12 protein-coding genes are annotated in these 13835 nt (G+C 50.6%); 9 read left to right on the top strand and 3 right to left on the bottom strand.

Annotation, left to right across the window (positions count from 1 at the left end; genetic code table 11):
• The first annotated feature begins 79 nt into the window (after window positions 1–79).
• Together N24_RS08135 and N24_RS08130 are read left to right on the top strand one after the other, a co-directional pair.
• The gene (locus N24_RS08135) at window positions 80–427 is read left to right on the top strand and encodes an ArsR/SmtB family transcription factor (protein ID WP_074508519.1); all 348 of its coding nucleotides are present in this window, start codon (window positions 80–82) and stop codon (window positions 425–427) included.
• An 11-nt stretch (window positions 428–438) separates the two neighbouring features.
• On the top strand, window positions 439–1464 hold the full coding sequence (locus N24_RS08130; RefSeq protein ID WP_096455926.1) for an ArsO family NAD(P)H-dependent flavin-containing monooxygenase: 1026 nt from the start codon (window positions 439–441) through the stop codon (window positions 1462–1464).
• Window positions 1465–1486: 22 nt separating this feature from the next.
• Here the strand turns inward: N24_RS08130 and N24_RS08125 are convergent, their stop codons facing one another.
• Window positions 1487–2059: a hypothetical protein gene (locus N24_RS08125; protein ID WP_096455924.1), complete on the bottom strand. Its 573-nt coding sequence runs from the start codon at window positions 2057–2059 to the stop codon at window positions 1487–1489.
• Window positions 2060–2166: 107 nt separating this feature from the next.
• Between N24_RS08125 and metH the strand changes: the two genes are divergently transcribed.
• From metH to N24_RS08095, 6 genes are all read left to right on the top strand, one after another.
• On the top strand, window positions 2167–5832 hold the full coding sequence (metH, locus tag N24_RS08120) for a methionine synthase (RefSeq protein WP_096455922.1): 3666 nt from the start codon (window positions 2167–2169) through the stop codon (window positions 5830–5832).
• Window positions 5833–5887: 55 nt separating this feature from the next.
• Window positions 5888–6583 carry an HAD family hydrolase gene (locus tag N24_RS08115; RefSeq protein WP_096455920.1) on the top strand — a complete coding sequence of 232 codons (696 nt, stop codon included), beginning with the start codon at window positions 5888–5890 and terminating at the stop codon, window positions 6581–6583.
• Window positions 6584–6660: 77 nt separating this feature from the next.
• Window positions 6661–6933: a phosphoribosyl-ATP diphosphatase gene (locus N24_RS08110; RefSeq protein ID WP_011897259.1), complete on the top strand. Its 273-nt coding sequence runs from the start codon at window positions 6661–6663 to the stop codon at window positions 6931–6933.
• A gap of 16 nt (window positions 6934–6949) precedes the next feature.
• A complete protein-coding gene (gene hisG, locus N24_RS08105; RefSeq protein WP_096455918.1) occupies window positions 6950–7795 on the top strand; it encodes an ATP phosphoribosyltransferase in 846 nt (281 codons plus the stop codon).
• Between the two features lie 111 nt (window positions 7796–7906).
• Window positions 7907–9487 (top strand): aspartate ammonia-lyase, encoded by a 1581-nt coding sequence (gene aspA, locus N24_RS08100; RefSeq protein ID WP_096455916.1) that lies wholly within the window; start codon window positions 7907–7909, stop codon window positions 9485–9487.
• A 282-nt stretch (window positions 9488–9769) separates the two neighbouring features.
• Window positions 9770–10981, top strand: a complete 1212-nt coding sequence (locus tag N24_RS08095) for an MFS transporter (protein WP_096455914.1) — start codon at window positions 9770–9772, stop codon at window positions 10979–10981.
• 183 nt (window positions 10982–11164) lie between these two features.
• On the opposite strand, the gene N24_RS08090 is transcribed toward N24_RS08095, so the two are convergent.
• Together N24_RS08090 and N24_RS08085 are read right to left on the bottom strand one after the other, a co-directional pair.
• Window positions 11165–11425 (bottom strand): HigA family addiction module antitoxin, encoded by a 261-nt coding sequence (locus N24_RS08090; protein ID WP_167382065.1) that lies wholly within the window; start codon window positions 11423–11425, stop codon window positions 11165–11167.
• Between the two features lie 211 nt (window positions 11426–11636).
• Window positions 11637–12473: a RecB family exonuclease gene (locus N24_RS08085; RefSeq protein WP_096455910.1), complete on the bottom strand. Its 837-nt coding sequence runs from the start codon at window positions 12471–12473 to the stop codon at window positions 11637–11639.
• An 82-nt stretch (window positions 12474–12555) separates the two neighbouring features.
• Here N24_RS08085 and N24_RS08080 point away from each other — a divergent pair, with 82 nt between their 5' ends.
• Window positions 12556–13818, top strand: coding sequence for a M18 family aminopeptidase (locus N24_RS08080; protein ID WP_096459964.1), 1263 nt, complete (start codon window positions 12556–12558; stop codon window positions 13816–13818).
• Window positions 13819–13835 lie beyond the last annotated feature (17 nt).

Below are 13835 nucleotides of genomic sequence, written 5' to 3'. Positions count from 1 at the left end.
CGACACCTTTCGGTATATTGATACCTGTCGATATTCAAAATACTTTCAATATCGACATTCGTCAATATATAGTGGATTTATGACCACTCTCCACACAATTCAATTAGCCAATCCAACCGAGTGTTGCACCCTTGCTACGGGACCCCTGTCCAGTGATGAATCTGAACACTATGCCGATCTGTTTAAGGTGTTGGGCGACCCAGTCCGTCTACGGATTCTGTCTCAGCTGGCTGCGGGAGGGTGCGGGCCTGTAAGTGTTAATGAACTCACGGACTTAATGGGTCTTAGCCAACCAACAATCTCACATCATCTTAAAAAGATGACTGAGGCAGGATTTTTGGAACGAGTGCCTGAAGGTCGTGTGGTGTTGCATCGAGTACGGCCGGAATTATTTGCGGAATTGCGAACGGTATTGCAGATCGGCTGAATGGAATTAGGATGAGTCATTTGCAAACTGAAGGCGCCGGAAACGATCATGACCATTACGAAGCTGTAATAATTGGTGGAGGCCAAGCTGGCCTGGCTACCGCTTATTATCTCATGCGCGCAGGAGTGCAGACTCTGATTTTGGATGACCAACCTGCCTCCGGAGGTGCATGGCTGCATGTGTGGCCTTCGCTGCATTTGTTTTCGACTTCAGATTTTTCTAATCTTCCAGGTTGGCCGATGCCCAAATTTGACGGGTTTCCACCATCATCTCATGTCGTAGATTATCTGACGGAATATGAACGGCGTTATGAAATTCCAGTTAGTCGATCAGTTTCTGTAGATAAGGTTGATTTTGTAAATGGTGTCTTTCATTTACAATCTGGAACTCGATCCTGGATAGCTAAAAACGTCGTTTCCGCTACCGGTACTTGGTCGGCGCCATTTGTCCCAACTTTTCCGGGAAAATTCTCTGGAACTCATTGGCACTCGTCAAATTATCCGGGCGTTCACCCCTTCGTAGGTCAACGCATTGCAATCGTTGGAGGTGCAAATTCCGGTGCTCAAATTGCAGCAGAGCTGAGTGAAGTGAGTGAGGTGACATGGTTCACCCGCGATAAACCACGGTGGATGCCAGATGACATTGATGGAAGGGAATTGTTTAGGCGTAACCGTTTGAGGGCTCTTGCTATTCAACGAGGTGAACGTGACCCAGGGCCAGATTCCGAGCTCGGCGACATTGTCATGCTTCCGGAGGTGCGCAGGGCTCGAGACTCCGGAAAGCTATTTGCCACTCCGATGTTTGGGTCACTCGACGAGATACGTGCAGACCACCTAATTTGGTGCACAGGGTTTCGGCCGGCGATTAGGCCAGTTCGTCAACTTCTCAAACACGGACAACCAAAGGTTCCTGGTCTTTATTTAGTAGGCTACGGAGATTGGACGGGACCTGGCTCTGCGACTATCACAGGGGTCGGGCTTTATGCCAAGCGAGCAGCCAAAGAGATTGCCGCGTCAGTCGGCAAAGTCGTTAAATAGTTTGAAGGCTAAGAACTTAATGTTAAAGCGAAAATTGTTTTGACACCTCAACTAATGCAGCGATGCGTTCTTTCCAAAATGCTTTCATGATTGGGATGCTGTCTTGGTTAGGCAGACGTCGGTGTTGGATGCCGAAGCTGGACTTGTTGTCGCCTTTGGACGTGAAGTTAACACTGATCCGAGAATCATCGGCCAACCATTTGGCATTGAATGTTCTAGGTTCGGTGGCGGAAGTTTTCTCAATTAGTGCGGGATCGAGCCACTGCGCCCGCAGGTCATCGTCTCCGAAGAGCTTCCACACTTTTTCGACCGGCAGGTTAAGGGTTTTGGAGGCATTGGCCGCGAACCCATCGCTGGTCATCCCGGGTTTGCGCATGCCACGTTCGTATTCATAACCAATCGCGATGCCTTGAGCCCACCAGCCGCTGACATCAAAGTTGTCCACGATGTGCTTTGCGATGTGGGTGTGAGTCCAAGAGGTGGCTTTTACGTCGTCAAGCAATTTTAGCCACTCCTCCCACGGCTTTCCGGTGCCGTTGAGGATAGCTTCAGGGGACATGCCTGGTGTTGAGCCTTGCGGAGTGGAGTCAGTCATGCGACCGAGACTAGTGGCGCTTTACCTGTGTTGCTTAGGCGGCGTTGAAAATGAATTGCGAATGAAAAGTTCGGGAATTGTCTAATCCGTACTAAGCTGTCTACACAATGTCTACTTCAGTTACTTCACCAGCCCACAACAACGCACATTCCTCCGAATTTTTGGATGCGTTGGCAAACCATGTGTTGATCGGCGACGGCGCCATGGGCACCCAGCTCCAAGGCTTTGACCTGGACGTGGAAAAGGATTTCCTTGATTTGGAGGGGTGTAATGAGATTCTCAACGACACCCGCCCTGATGTGTTGAGGCAGATTCACCGCGCCTACTTTGAGGCGGGAGCTGACTTGGTTGAGACCAATACTTTTGGTTGCAACCTGCCGAACTTGGCGGATTATGACATCGCTGATCGTTGCCGTGAGCTTGCCTACAAGGGCACTGCAGTGGCTAGGGAAGTGGCTGATGAGATGGGGCCGGGCCGAAACGGCATGCGGCGTTTCGTGGTTGGTTCCCTGGGACCTGGAACGAAGCTTCCATCGTTGGGCCATGCACCGTATGCAGATTTGCGTGGGCACTACAAGGAAGCAGCGCTTGGCATCATTGACGGTGGTGGCGATGCCTTTTTGATTGAGACTGCTCAGGACTTGCTTCAGGTCAAGGCTGCGGTTCACGGCGTTCAAGATGCCATGGCTGAACTTGATACATTCTTGCCCATTATTTGCCACGTCACCGTAGAGACCACCGGCACCATGCTCATGGGTTCTGAGATCGGTGCCGCGTTGACAGCGCTGCAGCCACTGGGTATCGACATGATTGGTCTGAACTGCGCCACCGGCCCAGATGAGATGAGCGAGCACCTGCGTTACCTGTCCAAGCACGCCGATATTCCTGTGTCGGTGATGCCTAACGCAGGTCTTCCTGTCCTGGGTAAAAACGGTGCAGAATACCCACTTGAGGCTGAGGATTTGGCGCAGGCGCTGGCTGGATTCGTCTCCGAATACGGCCTGTCCATGGTAGGTGGTTGCTGTGGCACCACACCTGAGCACATCCGTGCGGTCCGCGACGCGGTGGTGGGTGTTCCAGAGCAGGAAACCTCCACGCTAACCAAGATCCCTGCAGGCCCTGTTGAGCAGGCTTCCCGCGAGGTGGAGGAAGAGGACTCTGTCGCATCGCTGTACACCTCGGTGCCACTGTCCCAGGAAACTGGTATTTCCATGATCGGTGAGCGCACCAACTCAAATGGCTCCAAGGCATTCCGTGAGGCAATGCTGTCTGGCGATTGGGAAACGTGCGTGGATATTGCCAAGCAGCAAACCCGCGATGGTGCACACATGCTGGATCTTTGTGTGGATTACGTGGGACGAGATGGCACTGCTGATATGGCGCAACTGGCATCGTTGTTGGCTACCAGTTCCACTTTGCCGATTATGATTGACTCCACCGAACCGGAAGTTATCCGAACTGGTCTTGAGCACTTAGGTGGCAGGAGCATTGTTAACTCCGTCAACTTTGAAGATGGTGATGGCCCGGATTCTCGGTACCAGCGCATTATGCGTTTGGTAAAACAACACGGTGCTGCTGTTGTTGCACTCACCATTGATGAGGAAGGCCAGGCGCGTACCGCAGAGCATAAGGTCCGCATCGCAGAGCGTCTCATTGCCGATATCACCGGCACCTATGGTCTAGAGATCAAAGACATCGTAGTGGATTGTTTGACGTTCCCCATTTCAACTGGTCAGGAAGAAACCCGACGAGATGGTATTGAAACAATTGAGGCCATTCGGGAACTGAAGAAGCGCTACCCGGACATTCACACCACCTTGGGCTTGTCCAATATTTCCTTTGGCCTTAACCCCGCTGCACGCCAGGTCCTTAACTCAGTATTCCTTCATGAGTGCATTGAAGCTGGATTGGACTCTGCTATCGCGCACAGTTCCAAAATCTTGCCGATGAACCGCATTGATGAACGTCAACGCGAAGTGGCGTTGGATATGGTCTACGACCGCCGCGCAGAAGATTATGATCCTTTGCAGGAATTCATGCAGCTGTTTGAAGGTGTGTCTGCCGCAGATGCTAAAGATGCCCGCGCAGAGCAGCTGGCGGCCATGCCACTGTTTGAACGTCTAGCCCAACGCATCATCGATGGGGATAAAAACGGCCTCGAAGATGATCTGGAAGCCGGCATGAAAGAAAAGTCTCCGATTGCGATTATCAATGAAGACTTGCTCAATGGCATGAAGACAGTGGGAGAGCTCTTTGGTTCCGGCCAAATGCAGTTGCCATTCGTGTTGCAATCCGCAGAAACAATGAAAACTGCGGTGGCCTACTTAGAGCCGTTTATGGAGGAAGAAGCCGAAGCGTCCGGCACTGCGCAGGCAGCTGGAAAAGGAAAAATGGTCATTGCCACGGTGAAAGGCGATGTCCACGATATCGGTAAGAACCTAGTTGACATTATCTTGTCCAACAACGGATATGACGTGATCAATCTAGGTATCAAGCAACCGATTTCTGCCATGCTCGAAGCTGCGCAAGAACACAACGCCGATGTTATTGGCATGTCTGGGCTTCTTGTGAAGTCCACCGTGGTGATGAAAGAAAACCTCGAAGAAATGAACAATGCGGGGGTATCTAATTACCCAGTGATCTTGGGTGGCGCCGCATTGACTCGTACCTACGTGGAAAATGATCTCGATGAGGTATATGAAGGCGATGTCTACTATGCCCGTGATGCCTTTGAAGGTTTGCGTCTCATGGATGAGGTCATGGCGGAAAAGCGCGGTGAAGGTTTAGATCCGGATTCTCCAGAAGCGATTGAGCAGGCGAAAAAGAAAGCGGAGCGCAAAGCTCGTAATGAACGTTCGCGTCGGATCGCTGCAGAGCGTAAAGCCAATGCAGAACCTGTTGTAGTCCCTGAGCGCTCTGATGTATCCACTGATACGCCAACAGCTGCCCCACCTTTCTGGGGAACCCGCATTGTCAAGGGCTTGCCTTTGGCGGAATTCTTGGGCAACCTCGATGAACGCGCGCTGTTCATGGGGCAGTGGGGTCTGAAATCTACCCGTGGCGGAGAAGGCCCTTCCTATGAAGATTTGGTGGAAACCGAAGGCCGACCACGTTTGCGTTATTGGCTTGATCGGTTGAAAGCTGAAGGTATTTTGGACCATGTTGCGTTGGTCTACGGATATTTCCCAGCAGTCGCTGAAGGCGATGACGTGGTCATTTTGGAATCTGCTGATCCGCAGGCGCCTGAACGAATGCGCTTTAATTTCCCTCGCCAGCAGCGTGGCCGGTTCTTGTGTATCGCAGACTTTATTCGTCCCCGTGAGCAGGCTATTAAAGACGGCCAAGTAGATGTCATGCCATTCCAGTTGGTGACCATGGGCAATCCGATTGCAGACTTTGCCAATGAGCTTTTTGCCGCTAATGAATACCGTGAATACCTTGAAGTTCACGGTATCGGTGTGCAGTTGACTGAAGCTTTGGCTGAGTACTGGCACTCGCGTGTGCGCAGCGAATTAACACTGAACGATGGTGGGTCAGTGGCTGATTTTGATCCAGAAGATAAAACCAAGTTCTTCGACTTGGATTATCGCGGTGCGCGTTTCTCCTTTGGATATGGCTCGTGCCCGAACTTGGAAGATCGCATCAAGTTGGTTGAATTACTTGAGCCAGAGCGCATTGGCGTGGAATTGTCTGAGGAACTTCAATTGCATCCCGAGCAATCCACGGATGCTTTTGTGCTCTATCACCCAGAAGCTAAGTACTTTAATGTCTAGCACTTAGCATTTCCTAAAGATTGCAGATCGTGCCATATTCACTAAGGTTGACGGCATGATTAAGGCTATTTTCTGGGATATGGACGGCACGATGGTGGATTCTGAGCCACAGTGGGGCATTGCCACCTATGAGCTCAGTGAAGCCATGGGTCGCAGGCTTACCCCGGAACTGCGGGAACTCACCGTCGGCTCGAGCCTGCCGCGCACTATGCGCTTATGCGCAGAGCACGCAGGCATAACGTTGAGCGACGCTGACTATGAGCGCTACAGGGCGGGCATGTTCGCCCGCGTCCATGAGCTTTTCGACGAATCCCTCGTCCCAAACCCTGGCGTAACCGAGCTACTTGCGGAGCTTAAAGCCTTAGGCATTCCCATGCTGGTGACCACCAACACCGAGCGAGAATTAGCAACGCGTTCGGTTGCAGCGGTAGGAGATGAATTTTTCATTGGTTCTATTGCAGGCGATGAAGTTCCATCCCCTAAACCGGCTCCGGACATGTATTTGGAAGCTGCTAAACGTGTAGGTCTTGATCCTTCAGAGTGCCTTGTCTTTGAAGATTCCTACAACGGCATGCTTGGAGCTGTTACCGCAGGCTGTCGGGTTATCGGACTTCATCCAGAAGAAGTCGAAGCACCTGCTGGAGTGGTCGCTTTAAGATCTTTGCATGGAGCCAACACGTTTGAAGGAGTGACCGCCGACATGGTCACTCAGTGGTATCACGATATCGAACCAGCAGGGGTCGTGAAATAAAAGCTGGTGGGGCAGGAGATTAAGAACCTGGATAATATCCTCCCCCAAACACACATTGATAACTGTTGTGTGGAAGAATGTACCGAGTGAAGACATTTGACTCGCTGTACGAAGAACTTCTTAACCGTGCTCAGACCCGCCCCGAGGGCTCTGGAACTGTGGCTGCTTTAGATAAAGGTATCCATCATCTGGGTAAGAAGGTCATCGAAGAAGCCGGAGAGGTCTGGATTGCAGCCGAGTATGAAACCGATGAAGAGCTAGCTGGAGAAATCTCCCAGCTTATTTATTGGACTCAAGTCATCATGGTTGCTCGCGGCCTGAAGCCAGAAGATATCTACAAGAACCTGTAGGAGTTTTAAAGCAATCATGTTGAAAATCGCTGTACCAAACAAAGGTTCGCTGTCTGAGCGTGCCATGGAAATCCTCTCTGAGGCAGGTTACGCAGGCCGTGGAGATTCCAAATCCTTAAACGTTTTTGATGAAGCAAACAACGTTGAGTTTTTCTTCCTCCGTCCTAAAGATATCGCCATCTACGTTGCGGGTGGACAGCTCGATCTAGGTATCACAGGCCGTGACTTGGCCCGTGATTCTCGTGCGGATGTCCACGAGGTTTTATCCCTAGGCTTCGGCTCCTCCACATTCCGCTATGCAGCTCCTGCTGATCAGGAATGGAGCATTGAAAAGCTTGATGGAAAGCGTATTGCTACCTCTTATCCCAACCTTGTGCGCGATGACCTTGCAGCCCGCGGCCTGTCGGCTGAGGTGCTCCGCCTGGATGGGGCGGTAGAGGTCTCTATCAAACTTGGTGTGGCAGATGCTATTGCCGATGTAGTGTCTACCGGTCGGACGTTGCGCCAGCAGGGCCTTGCACCGTTTGGTGAAGCCCTGTGTACGTCAGAGGCTGTCATCGTTGGACGCAAGGAAGAGAAAGTAACTCCAGAACAACAGATCCTGTTGCGTCGAATTCAAGGTATTTTGCACGCGCAAAATTTCCTCATGTTGGATTACAACGTCGACCGCGACAACCTCGATGCTGCAACTGCAGTAACTCCAGGTCTATCCGGTCCTACGGTGTCGCCGCTGGCTCGTGATAATTGGGTGGCAGTGCGCGCAATGGTGCCACGTCGATCAGCAAACGCCATCATGGATAAGCTCGCTGGACATGGAGCGGAAGCTATCTTGGCTTCAGAAATCCGTATCGCTCGCATTTAGTTTTAAAACTACCCCCGAAAATGTAGGGGGAAGTTCCACACTGCCTCTCACATGTACGTAGGATTATCCAAAGCACCATTGTGATTTCCATCAACTTGTGAGAGGCAGTACATGTCTAGGACGAGCAGCAAATCTTCAGCTGAAACTAAAAATGAGGCAAAAGCCGAGGATGTTGTGAACGGCGAGAACCACATCGCCAGCAAAGAAACGCAGTCTTCAGACAGCGCATCGGAATCGACAGCTACGAGCAAGGCAAAACCCGCTGCAGCCAAGAAGTTCCGTATTGAATCGGATCTTCTCGGGGAGCTTGAGGTTCCGTCTCATGCTTATTACGGCGTGCACACCTTACGTGCCGTCGATAACTTCCAAATCTCACGCACCACCATCAACCACGTTCCAGACTTCATTCGTGGCATGGTTCAGGTGAAAAAGGCAGCTGCGCTAGCCAACCGTCGTCTACACACCTTGCCAGCGGATAAGGCAGAAGCGATTGTGTGGGCGTGTGATCAGATTTTGGTTGAGGGACGCTGCATGGATCAATTCCCAATTGACGTGTTCCAGGGTGGTGCTGGCACCTCCTTAAACATGAACACCAATGAGGTGGTGGCAAACCTCGCATTGGAGTACATGGGACATGAAAAGGGCGAATACCACGTTCTGCACCCCATGGATGATGTCAACATGTCCCAGTCCACCAACGATGCTTACCCAACAGGTTTCCGATTGGGTATCTATGCGGGTCTGCAAACTCTGATTTCAGAGATTGACCATTTGCAGGTTGCTTTCCGCGAGAAGGGCAATGAGTTCGTCGACATCATCAAGATGGGTCGCACTCAGCTGCAAGATGCCGTGCCAATGAGCCTTGGTGAAGAATTCCAAGCCTTTGCACACAACTTGGCTGAAGAACAAGCCGTCTTGCGTGAAGCTGCACGCCGCCTATTGGAAGTAAACCTTGGTGCTACAGCCATTGGAACAGGAGTTAACACTCCTGCTGGATACCGCCACCAGGTCGTAGCTGCTTTGTCTGAAGTAACTGGCTTGGAGATGAAATCAGCGCGCGATCTCATTGAAGCAACCTCCGATACTGGTGCGTATGTGCATGCTCACTCAGCTGTAAAGCGCGCTGCCATGAAGTTGTCCAAGATTTGTAATGATCTTAGGTTGCTGTCGTCGGGTCCTCGTGCTGGTCTTAATGAGATTAACCTTCCACCACGCCAGGCCGGTTCATCAATCATGCCGGCAAAGGTGAACCCGGTTATCCCTGAAGTGGTTAACCAGGTGTGCTTCAAGGTATTTGGTAATGATCTCACCGTGACCATGGCAGCGGAAGCTGGCCAATTGCAGCTGAATGTGATGGAACCTGTCATTGGTGAGTCTTTGTTCCAATCACTGCGTATTTTGGGCAATGCTGCAAAAACGCTTCGTGAAAAGTGCGTGGTAGGAATAACGGCGAACGCTGATGTGTGCCGAGCGTATGTTGATAATTCTATCGGTATCATCACTTACCTCAACCCGTTCTTGGGCCACGATATTGGTGATGAAATCGGTAAAGAAGCAGCTGAGACTGGCCGGTCAGTGCGTGATCTTATCCTGGAGAAAAAGTTGATGGATGAAAAGACTTTGGACACCGTGCTATCCAAGCAAAACCTCATGCACCCAATTTTCCGAGGAAAGCTGTACTTAGAAAATTAATCTGGAGAACTAACGGAAGTTTTAGTTTCCTTAATGAACCCAACGGCGCTGATTGCAGCCGTTGGGTTCAATTTTTTGCTCGACGCTTTCGGACGCATTCGGTAATGATATCCAAGGGGGCAGTGTGACATGAGTCTATTTTGTTGTGGATTGGGGTTATTGGAACATTACTTTACGTTTAACCTGCACTTTTGTACAATGCAATAGGGTAATACTTAAAGTATTCTTTCAATTTTTGAATTTTAATAATTTTTTTACACCCCAATCGCATAGGAGGACTACGTGGCAGTAACCGCACGAACGGACATCAAACCACACAACTCGCAATCAACGCCTCTGTTTACCGCAACTTTCATTCTGGGTTGGCTGGTTAACCTCACCCAGTACCTAAGCTTCTATTTCCTAGTTACGGTCATGGCGCTTTATGCGATGAAGAGTTTCGCTGTATCGGAAACTGCAGGTGGCTTTGCTGCCAGTGCTTTCGTTGTCGGTGCAACTGTCGCCCGAATTTTTGCTGGATGGGCAGCTGATCGCTTTGGTAAGAAGCAAATCCTGCTCATTTTCGTTGCCTTGGGCACGGTAGCATCACTGTTTTATATCCCTGCTGCCTCACTATCAACCCTCATCGTCGTTCGACTGATCCACGGTTTTTCCTATTCACTTGCCTCTACGGCAGTCATGGCATTGGTTCAGTCGGTAATTCCTCCAAGCCGTAGGGCGGAAGGTACAGGCTACTTTGCTTTAGGTTCAACCTTAGCTACAGCATTTGGACCAGCTGTTGCCCTCTTTGTTATTGATGAATTCAGCTACAACACCTTGTTCTGGATCACCACTGCAACAAGTGTTTTTGGTCTTGTCCTTACATTCTGCATTCGCAAACCTGAACACCTTAAAACTTCAGAAAAAAACGGAGCTAAGCCAGCCTGGTCAATTAAGACAGTTGTCCACCCATCGGTCATGCTCATCGGATTTTTCATGCTCGCTGTCGGCCTTGCCTATGCCGGTGTTATTACCTTCCTCAATGGATTCGCCCAAGAAAACAACCTCACCACCGGCGCTGGCCTATTCTTCATTGCATACGCCGTAGCCATGCTGGGCATGCGCTTTTTCCTTGGACGAATTCAAGACAAGCACGGAGCTAACCCAGTTATCTACTTCGGATTAGTCAGCTTTGGCCTAGCACTTGTTTTAATGGCTCTAGCTACTGAAGACTGGCACATTGTTGTCGCTGGCGCATTAACCGGTTTGGGATATGGCACCATCATGCCGGCCGCTCAGGCAATTGCAGTTGATTCAGTTCCACACAATCAAGTTGGTTCCGGAATTTCCACACTGTTCCTGTTTACCGATATTGGCATTGGCTTGGGCCCAATTTTGCTTGGCAGCTTGGTAACAGTCACCGGGTATAACGTCATGTACGCAACATTGGCAGCGGTGATTGTCGTTGCTTTCGCATTCTATGTAGCAACTTTAAGAAAACACTCTCGCCACTAGGTAAATACTTCACCGCCACAGTGCTAGGAGCGGTTTCTTGAAGTAAAGACCCCCACGTTGAGTTAATCAACAGTGGGGATTTTTTCTATGAAGACACCTCAAAAGCACAGGGGGAGATATCGCTATTGGGCAGTTAATGGACAAAAAATACCCACAGCAAAAAGCTGTGGGTTGAAAAGGGGATTAAGCTGATCGGCGATATGCCTGATCAAAAGACCTTTGTAGGGCAATCCATTCCTGGGTGCTGAGATCAAATATGCGCGAAAGACGGACGGCTAGACCGATGGTGAGATCTGTCCTTCCTTCCACAAAATTAGTAATCGTGGATTCTGTGATGTGGAGGGTTTTGGCCAGATCGTAATGACTGATTCCGCGGGGTAATAGGAATCTTTCGCTTAAAATCTGACCCGGGTGTTGCGGTTTCCGGGGCTGCGGAGCTACCACGAACACTCCTTTCGTGGATCATGGGATCCCGATTGCTGAGATCCTGCAATTTTGGAAAAACTTATAAAAAGAACTTTTGGGAGAGGTTCTACTTAAAGAATAATCCTGCAGGAATTCCACGCAACACAGGTAAAGCGTCCCTAACCTGCATTTACCCTAGTCATTTTGGCAAACGTCGAAATATCAACCTTTGGGTTGACTCAGGACTAGGCTAGTCAGCAGTACTGCCAGGCCAACCAGGGTATTCCGGTGGTACTCCACCAAATTCTGGGCACAATGACTGATGCGGGCACCAGCCACACAGCTTGGAAGTTTTTGTTCGAAAATGGCCAGCTTTGCCGTCCATTTCAATCTTCGCCCACAGCTCTCCCAGGTCACGTTCGAAATATTCTAACTGTTCCCGGGAGGGGGTTAGAAACATTGAGTCATTAACCTTTAAATACATTAACCGCAGTTGTGCTGGGATTTCATTGAACATTCTCCAGTACACCAAGGCGTAAAACAGCATTTGGAACTGTGCTTGTTGGCTCCATTGAGGTTTTGGCTTTTTGCCGGTTTTGTAGTCAACGACGCGAACCTGGCCGGTGGGCGCGGTGTCGACCCGGTCAATAAATCCACGTACTGGCACGCCATTGGGCAAAATGGTGTCTACATACATTTCGCATTCGGTGGCGTCGAAGCCTTGTGGGTTTTCCATCTCAAAATAGCCGCGCAACAGACTACGAGATTCCACGAGAAAATCATAAAGGTCCTCTTCTGGAACGAGCTCTAAAAGTTCCTCGTCTTCTTCACACATCTGCGCCCAGGTTGGTTTTAAACGCTTAACCATTGCCGGATAGTCACGTTCCTCCCGTGGCAATTTGTGCATATATTCCAACACTGCATGCACTAATGTTCCTTTGACCTGGGCAACGGTCTTAGGTTCTGGCAAACGATCAATCGCGCGAAAACGATAGAGCAATGGGCATTGTTGGTAATCCCCGGCGCGCGATGGGGATAGTGCTAACGGGCGGGGTTTCTTTTGGGGCGGTTCTACTGGGCTGGTCATAATGGTTTCCTACCTTATCGTCTTTGTGGGACATCAAAACAAAGCCCTGCGCCAGGGCCGGAATTTTGGCTACCCTTGTCCTATGCATGTAACTGACGATTTTTTAAGTTTTATTGCCCTAAGCCCGAGTTCATACCATGCGGCTGCGGCGGTGGAACGCAGGTTGATCCATGAGGGGTTCATTCGTCAGGAAGATACCGATGAATGGGATGCCCGCCCTGGAGGGCACGTGAGCGTTCGCGGGGGAGCAGTCGTGGCGTGGTGGGTGCCAGAAGACGCATCACCGGAATCCGGGTTCCGTATCATCGGTTCACACACGGATTCTCCTGGTTTTAAGTTAAAACCCAGCGGTGATCTCTCCTCCCATGGTTGGCAGCAGGCGGGCGTGGAGGTCTATGGCGGCCCCATTCTCGCGAGCTGGCTGGATAGGGAGCTGGCCTTAGCAGGCCGCATTGTGCTTGCCGACGGGTCCGTCAAGCTTGTCAATACCGGCCCGATTTTACGTATCCCGCATGTGGCTATCCACCTGGATCGCACTGTGAATTCACAATTGACATTGAATCCTCAACGTCATCTCCAGCCGGTGTTTGCGGTTGGTGAACCAGACGTATCCATCATGGATGTGATCGCTGGCGCAGCTGGTGTGGAACCTGCAGATATTATCAGCCATGATCTGATTACCGTTGCCACCCAGGACGCGGAAGTGTTTGGTGCGCATGGGGATTTCTTAGCCTCTGGCCGGCTGGATAATTTAAGTAGCGTTCATCCATCAATGACTGCGCTTATCGCTGCGTCACAGTCTGAAGATGCAGGCTCAGATATTTTAGTGATGGCTGCATTTGACCATGAAGAAGTAGGCAGTAATTCCGCATCAGGGGCAGCAGGGCCACTTCTAGAAGATGTTCTCAATCGCACGGCGCGAGCATTGGGGGCTGATGAAGATGAGCGCCGCAGAATGTTTAATCGGTCATCAATGGTGTCTGCTGATGCTGCCCATTCCATTCACCCGAATTTCCCAGAAAAGCATGATCCGGTGAACTATCCCATCATTGGCAAAGGTCCTGTTCTAAAAGTCAATGCCAATCAGCGCTACACCTCTGATGCGGTGACCTCTGGTATGTGGATTCGTGCATGTCAGATCGCGGGTGTGCCTCATCAGGTGTTCGCTGGAAACAATGATGTGCCTTGTGGGTCCACGATCGGGCCGATCAGCGCAACCCGATTGGGTATTGATTCAGTTGATGTGGGCATCCCGTTGTTGTCGATGCACTCGGCACGTGAAATGGCTGGAATTAAGGATCTGATGTGGTTTGAACAAGCCTTGGAAGCCTATCTGGTAAATTAACGCCGAGTTACAAGCAC

The sequence above is a fragment of the Corynebacterium suranareeae genome (assembly GCF_002355155.1).
GTDB lineage: Bacteria > Actinomycetota > Actinomycetes > Mycobacteriales > Mycobacteriaceae > Corynebacterium > Corynebacterium suranareeae.
The sequence above is the reverse complement of the archived record's forward strand: the minus strand, read 5'-3'. Positions and strand labels throughout refer to the sequence as shown.